This window comes from Methanolobus sp. ZRKC2, from assembly GCF_045291185.1.
GTDB lineage: Archaea > Halobacteriota > Methanosarcinia > Methanosarcinales > Methanosarcinaceae > Methanolobus.
This window is the reverse complement of the sequence record NZ_CP146980.1, coordinates 1907386-1927237: the sequence shown is the minus strand read 5'-3', so window position 1 is coordinate 1927237 and position 19852 is coordinate 1907386. Positions and strand designations below refer to the sequence as shown.

14 protein-coding genes are annotated in these 19852 nt (G+C 41.4%); 2 read left to right on the top strand and 12 right to left on the bottom strand.

Translation table 11 applies throughout. From position 1 onward, the window contains the following. Positions 1 to 18: 18 nt before the first annotated feature. The gene (locus V7O62_RS09075) at positions 19 to 1110 is read right to left on the bottom strand and encodes a CBS domain-containing protein (protein WP_406655977.1); all 1092 of its coding nucleotides are present in this window, start codon (positions 1108 to 1110) and stop codon (positions 19 to 21) included. 218 nt (positions 1111 to 1328) lie between these two features. After that, positions 1329 to 2495, bottom strand: a complete 1167-nt coding sequence (gene mfnA, locus V7O62_RS09070) for a tyrosine decarboxylase MfnA (RefSeq protein ID WP_406655976.1) — start codon at positions 2493 to 2495, stop codon at positions 1329 to 1331. A gap of 561 nt (positions 2496 to 3056) precedes the next feature. On the opposite strand from mfnA, the gene V7O62_RS09065 reads away from it, so the two are divergent. Further along, positions 3057 to 4292, top strand: a complete 1236-nt coding sequence (locus V7O62_RS09065; RefSeq protein ID WP_406655975.1) for an ORC1-type DNA replication protein — start codon at positions 3057 to 3059, stop codon at positions 4290 to 4292. Here the strand turns inward: V7O62_RS09065 and V7O62_RS09060 are convergent, their stop codons facing one another. Next, the gene (locus tag V7O62_RS09060) at positions 4293 to 4853 is read right to left on the bottom strand and encodes a signal peptidase I (protein ID WP_406655974.1); all 561 of its coding nucleotides are present in this window, start codon (positions 4851 to 4853) and stop codon (positions 4293 to 4295) included. A 145-nt stretch (positions 4854 to 4998) separates the two neighbouring features. On the opposite strand from V7O62_RS09060, the gene V7O62_RS09055 reads away from it, so the two are divergent. Beyond that, positions 4999 to 6516: a DNA-directed DNA polymerase II small subunit gene (locus tag V7O62_RS09055; RefSeq protein WP_406655973.1), complete on the top strand. Its 1518-nt coding sequence runs from the start codon at positions 4999 to 5001 to the stop codon at positions 6514 to 6516. 7 nt (positions 6517 to 6523) lie between these two features. On the opposite strand, the gene V7O62_RS09050 is transcribed toward V7O62_RS09055, so the two are convergent. The 9 genes from V7O62_RS09050 to V7O62_RS09010 all read right to left on the bottom strand — a co-directional run bounded on the left by V7O62_RS09050 (position 6524) and on the right by V7O62_RS09010 (position 19821). Beyond that, a complete protein-coding gene (locus V7O62_RS09050; protein ID WP_406655972.1) occupies positions 6524 to 8155 on the bottom strand; it encodes a methylamine methyltransferase corrinoid protein reductive activase in 1632 nt (543 codons plus the stop codon). A 328-nt stretch (positions 8156 to 8483) separates the two neighbouring features. Further along, positions 8484 to 10565 carry a methyl-accepting chemotaxis protein gene (locus V7O62_RS09045; RefSeq protein ID WP_406655971.1) on the bottom strand — a complete coding sequence of 694 codons (2082 nt, stop codon included), beginning with the start codon at positions 10563 to 10565 and terminating at the stop codon, positions 8484 to 8486. A 482-nt stretch (positions 10566 to 11047) separates the two neighbouring features. After that, positions 11048 to 11827, bottom strand: coding sequence for a 3-methylornithyl-N6-L-lysine dehydrogenase PylD (pylD, locus tag V7O62_RS09040; protein ID WP_406655970.1), 780 nt, complete (start codon positions 11825 to 11827; stop codon positions 11048 to 11050). Between the two features lie 2 nt (positions 11828 to 11829). Further along, on the bottom strand, positions 11830 to 12936 hold the full coding sequence (pylC, locus tag V7O62_RS09035; RefSeq protein ID WP_406655969.1) for a 3-methylornithine--L-lysine ligase PylC: 1107 nt from the start codon (positions 12934 to 12936) through the stop codon (positions 11830 to 11832). Next, positions 12933 to 14000 carry a methylornithine synthase PylB gene (gene pylB / locus V7O62_RS09030; protein ID WP_406658279.1) on the bottom strand — a complete coding sequence of 356 codons (1068 nt, stop codon included), beginning with the start codon at positions 13998 to 14000 and terminating at the stop codon, positions 12933 to 12935. The genes pylC and pylB overlap by 4 nt, the downstream gene beginning before the upstream one ends. Before the next feature lie 21 nt (positions 14001 to 14021). Further along, positions 14022 to 15365, bottom strand: coding sequence for a pyrrolysine--tRNA(Pyl) ligase (pylS, locus tag V7O62_RS09025; RefSeq protein WP_406655968.1), 1344 nt, complete (start codon positions 15363 to 15365; stop codon positions 14022 to 14024). 586 nt (positions 15366 to 15951) lie between these two features. Continuing rightward, complete coding sequence (locus V7O62_RS09020; protein ID WP_406655967.1) at positions 15952 to 16176, bottom strand: hypothetical protein; 225 nt, start codon at positions 16174 to 16176, stop codon at positions 15952 to 15954. 353 nt (positions 16177 to 16529) lie between these two features. Next, entirely contained in the window at positions 16530 to 16934 is a 405-nt protein-coding gene (locus V7O62_RS09015) for a response regulator (RefSeq protein WP_406655965.1), read from the bottom strand. A gap of 10 nt (positions 16935 to 16944) precedes the next feature. Next, positions 16945 to 19821 (bottom strand): PAS domain S-box protein, encoded by a 2877-nt coding sequence (locus V7O62_RS09010; RefSeq protein WP_406655964.1) that lies wholly within the window; start codon positions 19819 to 19821, stop codon positions 16945 to 16947. Positions 19822 to 19852 lie beyond the last annotated feature (31 nt).

Genomic DNA, 19852 nt, shown 5'->3' with positions numbered 1-19852 from the left:
TCTTGAAATATTTCGAATTTATTCATTCAGCAACATCATGGTCCGCATAAGATCAGATCTCGAAAGTATCCCGACCAATTCATCGTCACGTACGACCAGCAGGCGTCCGATGTTATTTATTGTCATCACCTTGAACGCATCCGAAGCCGTGTCATCCGGGGAAACCGAGATTATATCCCGGGTCATAATATCAGATACAAGGGTCGCAAAACGATCATTTGGAAGAATGTTGCGTATATCTGTAAATGTCACAATCCCTTTTAAAGAGTTGCCCTGAATTACAGGATAACCCAGATGTTTGTTCTCGAACATGAACTTTGCAAGCTCTTCCACACTAATATCCGGTGGGACAGAAAGAACATCCTGTGTCATGATATCCCTGACATAGTATTTTTCCAGAAGTATGGAAATAGTAGTTGACTTGTCCTCCTCGGAAGCACCGATATAGACAAAAAGTGCTATAAGAATCAACCAGGGATTGAAGAACAGGCCAAACAATCCCATCATAACCGCAAATATCTTCCCGAAACTGGCTGCATAATGAGTGGCCTTGATGTAACTCATTCTTTTTGCATACCATGCCCTGAGAAGACGTCCGCCATCCATCGGAAATGCAGGCAGGAGATTAAAAAGCCCAAGTACTATATTGATGAAACCCAGAATGGAGAACATTAAATAGATAGACGTATCGGCATACTCCGGAATAAGTGATGATACAATGAAATTCATCCCAAGCAGGACTACACCAATTACAAAACTCACGAAAGGACCTGCGAACGCCATTCTCAGCTCCTGGGAAGGTTCTCTGGGAATCTCTTCCATAGAAGAGACACCACCAAACAACAGCAAAGTAATGTCCTTGATCTCAACACCATAACTCTTTGCGATATAAGAATGCCCGAGTTCGTGCAAAAGTATACAGACAAAAAGCAGAATTGTTGTCAGAAGAGAGAGTGCATAATTCAGGATCAATGGAGTCGTTCCTGCAAAACCAAGAGGTGGCTCATTGATAGAAAATACTAAAGCAAAAACAGGAAGAATCAGCAAAAAAGTAATGTGGAGTTTTACAGGTATACCCAGCAGACTCCCGATCTTGAACGATGACTTCATGGTTTGATGTTAGATTACCTTCGTATTTAATTTTATCTGGGAGCGATGAATATCAAAAAGAAGAGAGCCACTTACGAACCTATGTATCGGATGAATAATACTTTCACTGCGCTTGGATCATGAGTATATATTTCAGATACAAATTCTAGTCCAGCACAGGACTGATGCACACACGCCTTACACGTTTCAAGGCATGGTGTCATCAGCCTTTTCCCCTCTCAATTTTTCTCTAAATCCTTAAGAGCTTCTTTCAGATCATCTACAAAACAGTCGATGATTTCAGCATCCAGGTGTGGCATTATTACAAGTCTTAATGCTTTTGGGTCCTGAGTAATGGAAACCTGCCAGTTGTATTCCCTGGAAAGCCTGGCCCTCAATGCTGTAGGATGAGGGACATCAAGCGTTACAACATTCATAACGGGGTCTATGAAAGGCTGGATTCCTATTTCCTGCACTTTTTTTACGAGATAGCGGGTGAGATCCATGCATTTGTCTACAACCTTGGTGTAACCTTCTTTTCCAAGGAATTTCATAACCGCATAAGTCGCTGCAACAGCCGCCCCGCTTCGGGTTCCGGTTAAGGTGTACTGGGTATCAACAGTCAGGTAAGGAGCATGAACCCTGAGATGATTAAGATATTCAAAATTCCTGAAAAGCAGGACACCTGAAGGAATTGTACTAAGGCCCATCTTATGAGGATCAACAGCTATTGAGGTTATTCCCGGAAGAGAAAAATCGAATTTTGGATGGGTAGAAAGGAAGGGTAATACAAAACCGCCAAATGCAGCATCTATGTGCAAGGGAAGAGAATGAGAAACAGCAAGATCAGATATTTTTTCTATCGGATCGATTTGCCCGAATTCCGTGGAACCTGCAATGGCAACCAATCCAAGAGTATTCTCGTCAATCAAGGATTCCATTGATTGTACGGAAACTCTCATTTCATAGTCCAGATCAGCCTTTCGGACATCAATATCCAGGATATCGGAAATCTTATCAAAGGAAAAGTGAGCAGATGCAGGCACTACAATATTTGGTCTGACTTTTGAGCTGTCGTAGGATCTTTTATCTCTGGAAAAATTACGCATTGCACGTATTGCCTGTATATTGGATTCTGTTCCACCGGTTGTAAGATAACCTTCAACGGAATTACAATTGTATATGGAACCCAGCATAAGGAGGATTTCCTTTTCCATATCATGGGTTCCCTTGAAAAGACCAAAATCACCCATATTAGATTCAATGAATTGCATATGCGCTTTCACAGCTATCTCATGTGGATAAGTACACATGGAACTGAGAACTCGCTGATAAGTGAAATCCTTCTTTTTTGCATTATTAAGAAGAGAGAAGATTTCCTCTTCACTAACTCCGGTTTCGTTCATTTCCACACATGAATATTATCGGATGTTTAAAACTATTGTGTTTGAAAAGATTTTATGATTTCTCATTGTTAAGAGAGCTACCCCATTATTTCTACTGGAAACCTGGTTTTTGTTATGACATATTGTGAAAAGTAATCTTTATATATTATAATTCTTATACTTACACTACCAGGTTTTTTTTGAAATTTTTAAAAAAGTGTTCAACATCTTTTTTTCGTCTTCCAATTGAAATCATAGGGTCACTCTGGTTTATAAACACTCCAGTAGAAACAAAGGGGTTATTTCCAGAGGAAACTTTTCAGTTTATATTCACCTGATTTTTGGACATTAAATTATCTTTAAAACTGCTTTCTAAGGCATGTTTTAACCCTTGTTACCTTAAAAAATCTTTAGTTCCATTTGAAGTAAAGGGGTCTTCACCATAACCATTAATAACCTACTCTTCCTATGTATCCTTTGGAACAGAGAGATGGATGAAAAACGCTCTATTGTCTTTAAGGTTTTTGTTCCTTCAAAATAATGTTGTAGTCTTGTTGCTGGATGGGCAGGGTGACGTAAAAAATGCAGAATAAGTCGTTGGATGGTTTATTTCAGGAATTATTGGAGAGCGAGCCAATCTTCAAGAACAAGGAGGTTTTGAGGCATTCCTATACACCGGATTCTTTAGTCCATAGGGATGACCAGATAAACGGTCTTGCTTCAATTCTGGTTTCCGCTTTAAGAGGAGATACTCCCTCAAATATTCTTATTTATGGTAAGACTGGTACGGGAAAAACAGCTGTTACCCGACATGTGGGTATTGAACTGGAGAGAAAAGGGGAATCTCTTGGTACTTCCTGTAAAGTTGTATATTTGAATTGTGAGGTTATAGATACTCAGTATAGGTTGCTTGCCAATCTTTCAAGGCAGTTCGGGGAAGATGTCCCGATGACCGGATGGCCTACAGATCAGGTTTTTGCAAAGTTCAAGGAAGCTATTGATTCTGAAAAACAGGTAATTATCATAATTCTTGACGAGATAGACAAGTTGATCAAAAAAGGTGATGATGTTCTTTACAATCTTTCCCGTATAAACACAGATCTTGAGCAGGCAAAAGTAAGCATGATAGGTGTTTCAAACGATCTGAAATTCACCGAATTCCTGGATCCAAGAGTTAAAAGTTCTCTCGGTGAAGAAGAGATTATTTTCCCTCCGTATGATGCTGATCAGATAAGTGATATCCTTCATGAAAGAGCACAGATAGCGTATAAAGAAGACGCACTTGATGAACTGGTAATTCCCCTCTGCGCTGCATTTGCTGCTCAGGAACATGGTGATGCAAGACGCGCACTGGATCTTCTGAGAGTTGCAGGCGAGATCGCAGAACGCGAAAACAGGTCTCAGGTTGAGGAGCAGCATGTCAAGAATGCTCAGGAAAAAATCGAGATTGACCGTGTTGTTGAAGTTGTGCGTACACTTCCTACCCAGTCAAAACTTGCTCTCTATAGTGTCATGCTCTTAAGGAACAATGGTTACAGAAACGTCACTACAGGTGAAGTCTATAATGTTTATCGTCAGTTCTGCATTCATGTAGATATGGATATTCTTACCCAGCGCAGGGTAACTGACCTGATGTCGGAGCTTGACATGTTGGGTATCGTCAATGCAGTGGTAGTAAGTAAGGGAAGATATGGCAGGACAAAGGAAATTGTCCTGAGTGTGCCCATAACAAGTACGAAAAAAGTTTTGTTTGAAGATTACAGGTTAAAACCGCTGGATGGTTTTAAACCTGTAATGACGACTCAACTTCATTTATGATCAAAAGCTTGGGAGCATCAGTCTCAGATATCCAAGATAGGGTATTCTGTACTCTGCAACACCTATCACCCATTCTTCTTTCACGGGCAAAAGGTAACTTACCTGACCTTGCTGGTCATAGTATTTGTTCGTTACTTCATTGTCACCTTTTGTGATATAACCGGAATGTGGTGCGCTTGGTCCTCCTTCCCACATGGGTTCTCCCTCTTCAACATAATACATTGCCCTGTGGATAATAGGCGTGACTCCCTCCTGTCCATAGGGTTTGTACAATATTACGTTTCCATAACTTTCAAAGGAGCTGAAATCGTTCATACCTTCCTCATAGGTTACGACCTCTGTGCGGTCAATACTTTTGATGAAAATGATATCACCGACATTCATATGGGGCTCCATGCTTCCGGATTCAACGGCAACCATGGGTGTCCACATTCCAAAGACTATTTGTGAAAAAGAGGCAAATATCAAGACGGCTAAAAATACCGACAAAATATCGCGGGTGAGTGATACGTAAAAATTATCACTTTCTTTAAAAGCCTTATATTTATCTTTAAAGGTCATTTTATTCCTGCTTTAAGTTTTAAAATACAAAAGGGTATTTTAGGATAAAGAATATACTTGCAGCCAATAAAATCTTAACGAATGGATAATTAACTGCTCTATTTATTGTATAATTCATATATTAAAAAACTCTCTCAGATCAACCATGAATGAAGTTGATGTCCTTACGGTTTTTGTCGAAGAAGGCTATCAGATAAGTTCCGAAGCAGTGGAACTCATATGCTCCCACTGTTCTCCTGAGAAGTTGATAAAGCAGGTTCTTGAAAATATCGATGCATCTGTACTGGTGATCGGTATTGAGCATATTGACCTTAGTTCCTTTGGTGATAATGGCGGCATCCCTGATGATGCGTTCACTATCCAGGCTGCTAAACCTTTATCCTCAGTTGTTGCCAGCAATGATACTTTGCTATCTGATAATCCTGTATCTATCGTTTCAGACATCTCTGACAATTCCACCTGCGTTGGGGAATACATGGAATTTGTCCAGTTTTTCAGGAATCGTTACAGCAGGCTAAGTGAAATAATTCGCTCCCGGATCAATTCAAGACCGATCGAGAGTTTGAAAAAGAACCGCTCTCCTGGTTTTCGTGGAGGTAAAGATTCCGGTGAAATATCGATAATCGGTATGATATCAAATATTAAAAGTACCAGTAATGGCCATAAGATCCTGGAGGTCGAGGACCCCACTGGTTTGTTTTCGGTGCTTGTGCGCATGGCGGATAAGGAGCTTTATGAACAGGCCACACATCTCGTACTGGACGAGGTAGTGGGCTTTTCAGGAATCCTCACAAATGATGGGAAACTCATGATAGCTCAGAAGATAATTCTTCCCGACCTGCCAAACAGCATGGCCAAAAAGAGTGTCAGCTTTGGGAAAGCAGTGCTCACTTCCGATGTACATGTGGGTAGCTCTACTTTCATGGATGAGCCGTGGGAACGTTTCATAGATTTTTTAAGAGGAGATACTGACAATGAAGCTCTTGCCTCAATTTCCAGGGAAGTGCGATACCTTGTAGTTGCAGGTGACCTTGTCGACGGAGTTGGTATTTACCCCGGACAGGATAATGAGCTCAATATTCCTGATGTATATGACCAGTACAAAAGGGCTGCCGAATATTTTGACGAGATCCCAAAGCACATAAGGATCATCATTTCTCCTGGAAACCATGATGCTGTACGCCAGGCAGAACCCCAGCCCAAATTACCTGAGTGCATAAGAGCTGATTTTTCTTCCAATGTAACCTTCGTGGGCAATCCTGCAATGGTGGATCTGGACGGTGCGAAGATACTGATTTATCACGGTCGATCCATCGATGACCTGGTAGCTGCTGTACCTGGTGTATCATATCACGCGCCTACCAAGGGCATGGTCGAGATGATGAAATTCAGGCATCTCTCACCTATGTACGGGAGCCGTGTTTCCATTGCACCTGAAAAGAATGATCATTTCGTACTAAACCAGGTACCTGATATACTACACTGCGGTCACGTTCATACTGTGGGTATAGAATGGTACAAGAATGTACTGCTCATAAACTCAGGCACATGGCAGGACCAGACTGAGTTTCAGAAAAGGATGAATGTCGTCCCTACGCCATGCCAGGTGCCTGTTGTGGACCTTGCAACGTATAAGACGAGTATTCTAAGGTTTGATGAGTAGTGAAAATTCACATACTCTTTTCTTTTATCTGTAGCAACGTGTGGTTTATGGTCTGCTCGGGACAGATGGCGACACATCGTCTGCAACTGGTTCCCAGGCAATGCTGGCTGTCGATGTCTACAAACCTGCCCCAGTCCCTTTCGACTATCACAAGAGCATCTTCAGGGCATTCTTCCTCACACTTGTGGCACAAAATACATTTTTCTACCGGTGCTTCGAGAATTATACCGATGTCCTTAACAATATCCAGTCCAAGGTAGCCAACGTCATCGATATCCCTTTTAACCCTTTTCTCGATGTGAACTTCATCGAGGTCCTCAGGGAAGCCTGGAATGCCATACATTTGCAGCATTTGGTTGTACATTTCATGTGGCATACCATGCTGCCATGTTGAAAGTTCACAGACATATATGTCCTTGAATGTCTCGCTGGTTGCCATCATTAAATGGTCGGCCTTTATCTTTTCCGCAACATCTTTAACTTCCTCAAGCCTGGAGCTGTCGATGGCAAGCTTTCTTGCGAGCCCTATAGAAGTGTTACCGAACTGGATGATTCCTTTGGAAAAACCAGGAACAGAGCCTATATGTCTTGCTTTTTCAGCGTCTACATATGTGCCGGTTGCTCCGGACATGTATGAGTACTTAAGGTCCTCGTATTCCATGCCTGCCTCAACCATCAAAGTCATATGTGCCGCCCTGATGGCCCCGATTGCTTTTCCAACTTCTTCTACATCTTTTTCTGTTATTACTATACCGTCGCCGAGTATTAATTTCCCATTGGGCAGTTGTGGGAGTTTTTCTATCAGTTTTGTCTCTAAGGCTACTGCAATTGTGGAAATAACCCCTGTTCCTGTAATTCCTTTCGGAACAATCTCCGTACTTTCTATACAATCTCCACTGAGCGGATCTACCAGAGGTCCCTTCGCAGGATTTATAGCACTGTCCAGCACTGTAAGCCTCCAGTATCCGTTTTCGAGATTGACATCGCTTATAGCCCCTGGGCCTGCAAGCATTCCACAGTCTATTCCCTGACCTTCGATTGCAGGACCTGCAGCCGCACTTGCAGTCATTATCCGGTCACCTATCTTTAATGCCATTTCTGCATTGGTACCGTAGTCTGTTACAAGACATGTCTCTTCCTGGTGGATGAAATCAGTTTCCAGCATCATGGCAAGGGCATCGGCCCCGATCTCATGTTTGATCGCAGGCGGTACAACGATCTCACAGTTGTCCATTTCGAAGATATCCTTGAAAATCTCGTTTGCGGGAAAAATCCTTGCCTCCCTCTTGACGTCTTCGACACCCAGGGCAGCCAGTTTGTTCTTTCCTGCGTATGCAAGATCCCTGATTTCCAGGTTCTGGAAGATTGAGAGCTGGATGGGGTTTCCGCAGATCGCTATTCTTGCTATCTCTTCAGGCTTGACTGCAAATTTTTTCAGTATTTCTTTCACTGTCTCAATCATAAGCCTGTGTGCCACATCTGCACCGGTAGTGATAGCAAAATCCAGATGGTCCATCACATTCCCTCCGGGAAGAGGATGACCCATAGTTATAACTGTTTTGACGGTTTCCTGCTTTTCAAGATCGATTAGCTGTGATCTGAAACCGCTAGTTCCAAGGTCCAGTGCAATTACGTACATGATGTTTTCCTTCTTAAAATATTTAAAATAATTTAGTGCAGACTTTGTTTTGAGACACTTAAATATATATTTTGTGCTTAGAATCCGAATATGCAAAACCCAGCCTGAAAAAAGAAGAAAAAATACCAGAAAATATAGCGTTTATATTTTGCTATTCAATCGCTTTTGTAATATCTTCTTTTAAAGAGCTTATTTTATAATCTCTCTGAAACCCTTTTTTCAGACAACATAAAACATGCAATATCTAAGAACCTTTATACCATTATGGAAGATAGCATTCATAATTTTGAAATGGGTTCAATAGGAAATAGGAAAAAAGAATGGCAGGTTAAGCCATTCTATTCTGAATCTCTGTATTCTTTGACGCATCTTCAGACATTACATCTTCTTCAGCAAGAACGAACTTGTCTATCATTTCCTGCATGGTGACTGCCATTGAGGTTAGTTCCTGTGAATTATTTGCAAGTTCCTGTATAGAGGAGCTTTGCTGTTCCACAGCAGCAGATGTTTGTTCTGTACCAGATGCTGCTTCCTGTGAGATTGAAGCAACTTCATCAACTGAAGCTGTGATCTCTTCAATGGAAGCAGACTGCTCCTGTGATGCGGCTGCTATCTCCTGCACCATTGTAGCAACTTCTGCAATATTATCAACAACATTTGAAATAGATTCCACCGTTTCATTTAATGACTTTGTTCCTATCTCTACGTCCTCACTTCCCTTTTCCATTGATGATACTGCGTCCTGTGTACTTGCCTGTATGTCATAGATGAGACCGGATATTTCCTCAGCCGCTGACCCTGATTCTTCAGCAAGTTTTCTTACCTCATCAGCAACTACTGCAAATCCACGTCCGTGTTCTCCTGCACGGGCTGCTTCGATTGCAGCGTTAAGGGCCAGAAGGTTTGTCTGGTCAGCAATAGAGGTAATCAGGCTTACGATTTCCCCTATTTTTTTGGATTTATCATCAAGCTCCTTAATTACGCCCGCTGTGTCACCTGTTGCATTTTGGATAGCTTCCATTTTTGTAAGGAGATCCTCAGATGCTTTTCCAATATCTTGAGCTACGTCATTTGCGCTGTTTGCACTTTCTGCTGCTCTTTGTGAATTGGCAGCCACTTCCTGAACTGTCCTGTTCATATCGTTCATTGCCCTGGCAATTTCATCTGCTTTTGAAGACTGTTCCTTTGAACCTTTTGCTATGTCTCCGACAGTTTCTGAAACCTGGTTAGCTGCAGCGTTTGTTTCTTCTATTGAAGCTGACATATCCTCGGATGTACTGGCAATGATATTTGCGTTCCTGCTTACCTCACTTACAATGTTTGTAAGGGAATCCATTATTTCATTCAGTCCTCTGGGTATTGCCTCAAAGTCTATGCCTACATTTGTATCTGCTCTTCTGTCCAGCCTACCTTCAAGAGTATCAGTTGATATTTTCTCGAAATCATTCACAATGTCGGTTATTGGCTTGGTTATGGAACGTGCAATTAAGAATGCAATTGCAGCCATTGCAATGACTCCAATTATGGAAATTGTTGCAAGTTCGTTCCTGAAAGCAATTACATCCGCAAGCATGTCATCCTTGGGGAAAGCCAGGATGAATGCGAAATTGGCAGTTTCCACCGGATGGTATGCTATATATGAATCCTTACCTGTCACAGGATCTATTGCCTCTATACTGCCGGCTTTTCCATTTTTGATATCAATTGCCATCTTATCTAATTGCGGATCATTGAAGTCGGCAAGTGTTTTACTGCCTATCCAGTCTTTTTCAGTAGGGTGGGAGATAATCACACCTGTGTTACTTACCATGAAAGAATAACTTGAAGCCAGGAAATTACGCTCTGCTTCTTTAGTATCAACATTCATTTCGTCAAGAACGACATCTACGCCTGCCACACCTGCAAACTTGCCATCCTTCATAATTGGCGACACGTAACTTACCATCATAAATCCTGTATACAGATAAGGTTCAATCACAGCATCGTTTTCGAGGCTTTTTGGAAGCTGATAATAGTCATCGGTTTCATATCCAACAAGTGGTTCCAGGGCTACTGAACCGCCAAGTGTGTTCCAGTAAGGAACAAATCTGCCTGTAGAATCATGTCCTGCGTTATTTACGTATGCTGCATCATTGCCATCAAAACTGTTGGGTTCGTATCCGACATAAACTGCCTGTACTTCGGAATTTGATTCCAGCATGTCCTTGAGAATAGCATTGACTTCACCTCTGTCAGATGAATCATAATTTGACATTGTAGTTGCAAGGTTCTGTGCAATCAACTTATTTGCTCTCATTTCATTGTCGTATTTGTAAGCTGAACTCTGGGTTATATCTGCTGCTTTACCCTGTACATTTGCTATTTCCTGTTCAGTGACTTTATCGACGATTATGTAAGAGCTGATTGCCATCAATAAAGTAATGCTTACTACGATGTATAATAGTAATTTTTTCTGTATTGTTAAATTTTGAAGGCTCATAAGAATTCATTCCGAATAAATATGTGGTTTTTTATTGTGTGCATTTTTGTCACAATTACGCACATATATACTATTCTTCTATTTATATTTTTTTATTTATTATATATATTATTGAATAACTTGTGCTAACTTCGTTTTTGAATAGTATATATATATTTCGATTATATTGTTCAAACTGTTAACTGTCTTTTTCCGACAAAAAAACTAAAATGTTGGTTAAAGAGAAGCCATTCTATTAAGTAAAAAATAAAAACTGTCAAAATCAGGTTTGAAGGAAAAACAGAGATGAGTGCAAGAGCAGACGTTAATCCATCATAACGATGAAGGGGTTGTGACCCATTACCAGGGTACAATCCAGGATATTACGGGACTAAAGAAAAAAGAATGAAAAAAATTTCATTCTCTTTTAATCTTCAGATGACGGAATATAACATTGAAGCAACTCCTATCACAAGGGGTTCCATAACAAGGTCAACACGATATTTACTTCCTATTTGGGGAGGTAAGCCGCAGGGTATCCCGGGAGTCGAGACCAGGCATCTTTCCTCAATCATGCCTTCGGAAATGGTATCGGCATTTGGTGTAGCTTCAAGTACCATAGAGAATTTCTTGCGGTCATCACTGCAGTAGGGTTTTATGCCTAATTCGTCGACAGCTTTCCTGAGGAATTCCTTGTTAGGATCACAGGCATAAACATTGAAACCCTTATTCACAAGATGGCTTGCTCCTGCATAACCTACTCTTCCGAGGCCAATGACAAGTATATCTTTTGAAGAAGCTTCTTTGAATTTTGATGCAATCTCAGCATATATCACTCCGGTTGCAACATGATTGCTAACTATCTTCTCGTTGCGTAGGTTATGTGCAACAAAGATATGGTCATCTGCCATCAGTAAAATGTCAGCACCCTGGGAAACAGCTTCATGATAGCCTGTAATGTCAGGATGTTCTGTAATAAAACCTTCAAGCCCGAAATACTGCACTATGAAAAGCAATGATGAAGTAAAGTTGCTGATTATCCCGTTTCCTGCTGTTATGGGGATAATTCCGATTTTAGGGGAATTAAGTTTTGTTTCGTACAGTTCCTCGCATATTTCTTTGATATTAAGGCCGGTGACTCTTTTTATTATTTCATCGTTTTCCTCAATTTGTACCGACAGGTTTTCGAGGTCCTCTGGTGTTAAAAGTGCCATTTTTATTCCTCCTTCTTTGTAATTCCGAGATGTTCCCTCACAATACCTAGTCCCCTTTGCCTGTTGTTCTCAGCCTCTTCTTTTTCCGGACCCCAGCTTACAAGGGTGAAGACCCTTGTGTTTCCGATGCATTCGAAGATATCAAGTCCTCCGGAAGTATGGAATACATGATAATCTGTACCCTGTGAAATCACATGCTCGCCCACCGGTACGAGTTCTCCTTCATTTAAAGCAAGATGTTCAAAGGTGCAGTGATTCCTGTCGGGAACGGCTTTTGAACTGTCTGTCTCTTTGATACCGGTCATGAAGGCCTGGAGCAGCACTTCTACAAGGTTTATTCCTGAGGAGTGGTAAACGATAGAAGGCGTCTGGCTGGGAAATCTTGCATCTATCTCCAGCACTTTAGGCCCGTCGGGACTGTCTATTGCTTCGATGTCCATTATTCCCCGAAGTTTCAGGTTTTTTGCCAGTTTAAGGGAAATATCTCTCAGTTCCTGGTGATGGCGGATTGGTGTTACCATATGGCAGTCATAGGTTTCATCAACATGTACTTTTGTTTCCTTTGCAAGCTTAAAATTCTCCCCGTCCCCGACAACTTCGAGAGAGACAACATCTCCTTCTACATACTCTTCCACCAGCATGGAAGGGTCAAGTCCTTCCAGCTCTGTGTCATCGTATATTATAGAAGTACCCACGCTGCTGCTTTCACACGGAGGTTTGACGAAATACGGAGGTGATCCGGGATTGTCAGCAGGTGTGGGTATGTCAATTGAATAAAAGAAATCCTTCGAGCGCTTCTTATCCATGCTGGTATAGTAGGAAGTAAAATCAAACAGCAGGGGGCAAGATAGTCCATCTTTCAGGTTTTTCAGGGATTCGATGGTCTCCAGGTTTTCATTTACGGGTATTATAGCATCCACATTCTCTGAAATTTCCCTGAGTTTTTCAGGTTCCCTGATTATGTCAAAACATTGAAAATCGTCCACAACATTTTGTATCAAGGGTTTTTCCTTGCGGTCCACCAAGACTACTTTCATTCCTGCCTTATGTGCAAGGTATGTTACCTCAAATCCCTGCAGTTTGCCACCTATGATGCAGATTTTCCTCATAGTGGTACCGCCGGGATTTCATGTTTCCTTTCCAGAATTTTGTTAAAATCATCCTGGCTTGCAGGTTCCATGCCCATGGCTTTGAGACTCTTAATAACACTTTTCGGGTCCCTGTCCCTTTCTTCGAGGTCCCTGTCATAGTTGACAACACCTTCAAGGGTTGAGTTTGAAGGAATTATGGATGTAACTACATTTGCTCCGGCATTTAACCTGTGTACCATGCCGGGAATACCTTCAAGGTCGAGAGATGCCGGTATGAGCCTGTCAGGGAACATGAGTCTCAGTATTGCTATTATTTTGAGTTCTTCGATGCTTGACTCCGGGTCCTTCTTTCCAAGAGGGGTTCCTTCCTGTGGAACAAAAGTCATGACCCTTACCATGTCAGGTCTGTTGTTTTCCATACCTCTAAGGGACTTAATGGTCGATTCTATGTCGTTACCGACACCTGTCAGTATACCGTCCTCGACGCAGTAACCTATGCTTTTTGCGAAACTGCGTGCATTGACCCTGTCTTCAAAGGACTGTCCTACTCTCAGTTTTCCGTAGAGTTCCCTGTCATGTGTCTCCTGGTACAGTGCAAGGAAATTGGCACCATTGTCGTGGAGTTCTTTCAGGGACTCGTTTTGCAAAACTCCCGGAGAGATCATAATTGGCAGGTTTAGTTCTGTTTTTACCATCCTGACAACATCAGTGAATCTTTCAGGGTGCTCATGGAAATAAGGGTCTTCTCCCATGGTCAGGTCTACCATGTGAATGTTCTCTCCCTTCAGGGCGCGGCATATGTTCCTTACTTCATTGATGTCAAGTCTGTATCTGTTTATGCTGTTGGATTCCCTGTAATAGCAGAATGTGCATTTATTCTTGCAATATGTTGAAAAATAAACGAAACTGTAGAGGAAGACCTTATTTTCGAAAAAGTGGTCTCTGACTTTCCTTGAAACATAATAGAGTTTTTCAAGCTCTTCCTTGTCAGTAATGCTGAGCAATTCCCTGAGCTCGTTGTCTGTGAGCTTTGAGCCATTCAATATTTCTTCTGCAAGGTTGTCAAGATCTTGTTGCATCATGTTTTTAAGCAATTTCTCACCTCACAGGTTTATGCTGACCCCGTTGTAGTAGGACTCAGACCTTGCGGCACGCTTTATGTTCTTGAAATTGTGTTTTGCCTTCAACAGTCTTTCAAGACCAAAGCCAGCTCCTATCCAGGGTTTATCGATACCCCAGTCCATATCCATGGGTATGGGTCCGACCACTGCGGATGAGAGCTCCATTTTCTTATGCATCACATCCATGGTCTCTCCGTAGACCATGCAGCTATCAGCAACGATCTCATACTCAATTCCCAGAAATTCCAGGAATTCATCAATCAGAAACTCGAGGTTCTTTCTTGTGCAGTTTGATCCCATCTGGCAGAAGTTAAGCATGGTGAATTCTTCAAGATGGCTGCTGCCGTCCGATTCTTTACGATAACATGGTCCGATCTCGAAAATCCTGACCGGGTCCGGAAGTACATTATCCAATTTGCGCAGATGATTGTACAGGCCGGGTGCAAGCATGGGACGCAGGCACATATTGTCATCGACCCTGAATATCTGCTCGGAGAGCTTCTTATCTTCCCCGACTCCCATTCTTTCCATATACTCGAATGGGATGAGTATGGGTGATTTTACCTCAAGGAAACCCATATCCACGAAGAACTCTGTTATTGTTCTCTCAAGTTTTCCAAGCAGGTTTTCCCTGCTGTTTTCATAGATTTCCCTGATGTCTTTTTTCCTTTCTGTTACCATTGCGGATTCCATTTCTGCAAAGGAACGCTTTTCCTTTGAAAATGATATCATTTCCCCTGGTCCGAGCAATGATAGAATTCTGTTCTTCTGGCTCTGGGTGAAATCCGCTTTTGCAGCTTTGACAGGTTTTGGGGAAGGTCGGTTGATTTCTTTCTTGACCTTGGGTTTGTGCGTCTTTGCTTGTGGTGCAGGGGTCTGTGCAGCAACAGGTTTAGTTTGCTTTTGAATCGCATCAGTAGAATGAGTAGGTGGTGCAGTTTCAACCTGACCGGACTGTTGCTGAAGTGAATTTGAAGTTGGCACCGTCATGTCCGGGCTTTTACTTCTGTATGAATTGAATTGTGACGAAGGTATGGTCCTGACTGTTACTTTTACTTCGCTTTTGGATACTTTTGCTGAGAATTCTTTTATTTTGTCTTCCGGGAGACGGCATCTTTTGCAGGGTTTGTTGAATTTGCGATTCCTGAGAGATCTTGCAGCCCTGCTGGATTTAGAGTTCCTGACTGTAACAACTTCTCCACAATCCATAACTATTCGCAGGTTCTTCTGGGATGCCTCGCAACTTCTTATTCCATGCAGGCGACCGTTTCTTGACACCCATAAACCGTTTTTAGATATTAATGAGTCTAATGGCTTTTTTTCCATGCTGTACGCTCCTTATATTGGGCTCTTTTTTAATCATTTCCTAAAATCCGAGAAATTCATTTTTCCAGTTGCTTCCATTGCTTTTTGTGAATAACATTTGGTTTCCTTCCTTCTTCTTCAGGTTTTATTGTAAACTCCGACAACGCGATTTTTGTCTACCGGGATAAATAATGAACCGAACAAAATATGCCTAATCGATTTTATCCTATTAAAGGCTGAGAATTATTCCGAATGCATTGAAATAACGGATTACCGTTGTAATTCTTCTCTGAACTGAAATATGCTAATTTTGTAGCATTTTCTACTTCAATGTCATCGAAAGTTCCAATATTTTAGAAGTTCGACCCATTGAAGAGTCTTCCTCATCGGCATATATATTTATTGTCCCTATGGGGAAGTACTTATACCTTTTGTCTTGCTGGATTACTTTTTGTTATATAAAATTACTGATTCACAGCTGGGGGAAGTAAAGGAGATGTACGGATACATCTCCTCTATGGATATAGACGAGTATATTCTTTCCCTGTATGCACAGAAAAGAACTCCTCATCCTCCTGATCTTGAGTATACTTTTCGTCTTTTTCACTCATTCCATATCAGCCTCCTTAAATATCTTTACTATAGTGGTGAAAAAACATAATGCAGGCCCTGAAAAATCTTCCTCCCATGATTCTACATCAGTATCAAGGGTAGAAAAACGGTAGACGTTATTGAATACTCCTGTTGTTAAAATCATTTCTGCTAGAGCTTGTTCTTCATTCTTTAGACCAAAACCGTCAAATTTCAACAACATCATTTTCAAGGTTGACATATCAGACACCATCCTATCACTATTACACAAAACAGAAACATCGCTATGGTGAACTGTTTTATAGCATCATCAAGATTGAAAGGAGCAAATATTTTACCCATTATTTTTCCTCTATCACAGCTTGTGTCAAAGACGTTACCAATAATGGCAAAATTGAGTCTCATAAATATTAAATCAAGATATATTTAGCATGATTCTATGTCAATATTCAACTAGTTTGCAAACTTTCAGCTCACATGGTACTTTTCAGAAGCAAAAAGACTGATATCCCAACGAGTATGGATGCAAATAAGAAAATAACAAAACCTGTCACTATGTTTGTTTTTGGTTTGACCTTTTTTTAAGTTAGAACTTTATGCTTTTTCTTCTTCACTTTCAGGTTTTTTCTGATTCTTATAGAGAGCAACTTCGATAATTGTACGCAAATCATCTTCTTCAAAAGGCTTTAGTATATATCCTTCGGGAGCTGTCTGTTTTGCCCTTTTAAGCGTTTCTTCATCCGAGTGGGCGGTAAGGTAGATCACGGGGGTACCGAACTGCTTCCTGATCTCATTTGCAGCTTCAATACCATCCATTTCCCCTTTGAGCCTGATATCCATAAGCACTAGGTCAGGAAGAAAGCCTTTTGCTTTGCTGATGGCATCTTTTCCAGATGCAGCCACACTGGGTACCACGTATCCAAGTTTTACCAGTCTCTTCTTTATTTCCAATGCTACAACGTTTTCATCTTCGACAACCAATATTTTCGGCTTCTCCATCTCTCCACCTCTAATTCACTTCTTTAAAATCTATGGTAAATTCAGTTCCTTTCTCAGTATTCAGTTTGATAGTACCATCAATTTGATCCACCAGGGTAATCACAAGTTGTAAACCTAAGGATTCTGTATTCCTGAAGTCCATATCAGATGGAAATCCGATACCGTTATCCTTGATTTTAAGGACAAAACGATCATCCCGGACTCTCAGTCCTACATTGATTGTCCCTTGTTCACCATTGAGGAAAGCATGTTTCAATGAGTTTGAAACAAGTTCGTTGATAATCATTCCAAGTGGAACAGCAGTATCAACTCCCAAATGCACATCTTCGATGTTTGAATTAAGTGAGATATTTTTGCTGTCTAACACATATGATTTGGACAGGTATTCCAGCAGGTTCTCGGTATATTCTGCAAAATCGATATTGGACATATCTTTTGACTGGTAAAGCTCTTCGTGTATCAGGGCCATTGATCTTACACGATTGCGGCTATCCAGAAAAGCTTCTATGACATCCTTGTCCTTGAAATTATCAGATGCAAGGTAAAGCAGGCTTGATATTACCTGCAGATTATTCTTAACACGATGATGGATTTCCTTCTTACGTATTTTCTCGTTTTGCAACAGTGCTTCTTCGGCCATTTTACGCTCGGTGATGTCAAGTATGATACCCTGCAGGGTAATACTTCCGTCGTTATTGTGGCGGATAAATGTTCTTTCATCGACCCACCTGACCTCTCCTGACTTGGTGAATATTCTGTATTCCCAATTAAATTCGGTGGTTTTCGTATGATAGTATTTGGACAGGCGTAAATGCATTCTCCATGCATCCTCTGTGTGAACTATATCAGCATAGTTTATGCGATTGGATGTGAAATCTTCAACTGTATACCCGATCTGTTCTACGTTACTAGATACGAATTCCACAGGCCAGTTTCTTTTTGATCTCCATTTAAAAACGATAACAGGACTGTGATTGATAATGTTTTCCATTTCTTCTTTTAATTCATTGGAGCGCTTGAGTTCTTCTGCATAATCTTTCAGGGCTCTCTCAGTCTGCTTTCTTTTGCTGATATCACGTGCAATTGTAATTACTGCGGTACTTCCGTTATACTTGACAATTCGACTGCTAAGTTCCACAGGAAAAGTCGAACCATCTTTTCTCATATGGACTGTTTCAAGAAGATTGCTTCTTAATCTGCAGAGTACCCGGATTCTCCTCAGAAGCTCTCTTCCGCTATAGGAAGCGTCGATATCCATTTGAGTCATTGTAAGAAATTCGGAATAAGTGTAACCCATTCTTTCGCATGCAACTTCGTTTACTTCTATGAATCTGCCCCACAGGTCATGTAGGTATATCGCATCATTAGGGCTTTCAAACAATGTCCTGAACTTTTTTTCAGAATCTCTCAGGGCCTTCTCGGCTTTTTTCTGCTCTGAAACGGCCATGCTTAAGGAATTTCTGGTCTCTTCAATTCCATCGGTCAGTATTTTGAAATCTCCTTCACCATGTACCCGTACACCACGTGAAAAATCGTCATTCTGTATGGCAGTAAGCACTTTATTGGAGTCTGCAACAATGTCATTCAGAGAATCTGCAAAATTGTTAAGCGTATCTCCCAGTTGTTTGAACTCGCCTTTCAGTTCCAGCTCAGTACGTGCCTCCAGTTCACCCTTTGCAAGGGCATTTGTCACTCTCCTCGTTTCACGTAAAGGAGCAATGACAGCTTCAAGGATATCGTTAAGGCCTGAAGGTATCTCCTTGAAATCTTTTTCCACATCCATTTCCGCCCGGGTATCAAGTTTTCCGTTTACAGCATCCTTTGCTATTTGCCTGAAATTATCGACTATCCTGTTTATGGGGGAAGTAATTGATACTGCGATAAGGTAAGAGATCGCAGCCATAAAGCCGATTGAGATTGCAGATATGACCATCAGCTGGTTTCCGAGATAAGTTGCTCCTGCATACATTTCTTCTTTTGGGACTACCAGCACGAAGGAATAATTTCCGGTCTTAACAGGCTCATAGAACATGATAACTTCTTTACCACTGGCTGGATCAATGGTTTCCAGGCTTCCTCCTTTTCCATGCTTGATATCGTCAGCAGCTTCTGAAATTGAAGGTATGTCAAAATCATAAAGTGTCTGGGTGCCCATCCTGTCTTTATATTCAGGATGAGATACGATAATTCCGGTGTTTCCGGTTACAAACGCATAGCCCGTGTCAAAGGCCTTTATGTCGCTTACTTCCTCGTCGATATACTCTAACGATACATCTACACCTGCAATTCCCACAAATTCCTCATCCCGGAAAATCGGTGCATCAAAACTGACCATGAAAATACCCTGATAAAAGTAAGGCTCGGTGACAACTGAGGCTTTCGTTTTTTCAGGTACTTGATAATAGTCTTGTTCTTCGTAGTTTACCAGTGGTTCAACGCTGATAGGTCCTCTTATTGTGTTCCAGTAAGGGACGAACCTTCCTGTTGAATCATGGCCAGGGGTCCCTGCATATTCATCGTCCCTGCCATCAAATGCATTTTCCTCATATCCTACATAGACTCCGGTGAGAGAAGGATACTCCTCAAGTACGTTTTGAAGGATATCGTTGACTTCTTCCCTGTCTGCTGACTGGTATCTTTCCATAGTGCGGGCAAGAGTATTTGCAATTGCCATGTTTGCTTTCATGTCCCCGTCAAATTGGTTTGCATAGTGTCTTGCCATTTCCACTGACTGCAAGTACGCCAGTTCCCTTTCCTGTGCAATGACAGTTGAGATGCTCACGGCTGTTGAAGTTGCAAGCACCAGAAAGACCCCTATTACTATATACAGGGTCAACTTTGCTTTGATGGGCATCTGGCTGGGTCTTAATTTATGGAGTGTTTTCATCTGATGATACCTTTTTTTCCTGTGTGACGGG

Coding starts and splice junctions, on each gene's coding strand:
- V7O62_RS09065 (WP_406655975.1), top strand. CDS start 3,057: ATGCAGAATAAGTCGTTGGATGGTTTATTTCAGGAATTATTGGAGAGC.
- V7O62_RS09060 (WP_406655974.1), bottom strand. CDS start 4,853: ATGACCTTTAAAGATAAATATAAGGCTTTTAAAGAAAGTGATAATTTT.
- V7O62_RS09045 (WP_406655971.1), bottom strand. CDS start 10,565: ATGGCAATCAGCTCTTACATAATCGTCGATAAAGTCACTGAACAGGAA.
- V7O62_RS09055 (WP_406655973.1), top strand. CDS start 4,999: ATGAATGAAGTTGATGTCCTTACGGTTTTTGTCGAAGAAGGCTATCAG.
- V7O62_RS09010 (WP_406655964.1), bottom strand. CDS start 19,821: ATGAAAACACTCCATAAATTAAGACCCAGCCAGATGCCCATCAAAGCA.
- V7O62_RS09015 (WP_406655965.1), bottom strand. CDS start 16,934: ATGGAGAAGCCGAAAATATTGGTTGTCGAAGATGAAAACGTTGTAGCA.
- mfnA (WP_406655976.1), bottom strand. CDS start 2,495: ATGAACGAAACCGGAGTTAGTGAAGAGGAAATCTTCTCTCTTCTTAAT.
- pylD (WP_406655970.1), bottom strand. CDS start 11,827: ATGGCACTTTTAACACCAGAGGACCTCGAAAACCTGTCGGTACAAATT.
- pylS (WP_406655968.1), bottom strand. CDS start 15,365: ATGGAAAAAAAGCCATTAGACTCATTAATATCTAAAAACGGTTTATGG.
- pylC (WP_406655969.1), bottom strand. CDS start 12,936: ATGAGGAAAATCTGCATCATAGGTGGCAAACTGCAGGGATTTGAGGTA.
- V7O62_RS09075 (WP_406655977.1), bottom strand. CDS start 1,110: ATGAAGTCATCGTTCAAGATCGGGAGTCTGCTGGGTATACCTGTAAAA.
- pylB (WP_406658279.1), bottom strand. CDS start 14,000: ATGATGCAACAAGATCTTGACAACCTTGCAGAAGAAATATTGAATGGC.
- V7O62_RS09020 (WP_406655967.1), bottom strand. CDS start 16,176: ATGTCAACCTTGAAAATGATGTTGTTGAAATTTGACGGTTTTGGTCTA.
- V7O62_RS09050 (WP_406655972.1), bottom strand. CDS start 8,155: ATGTACGTAATTGCACTGGACCTTGGAACTAGCGGTTTCAGATCACAG.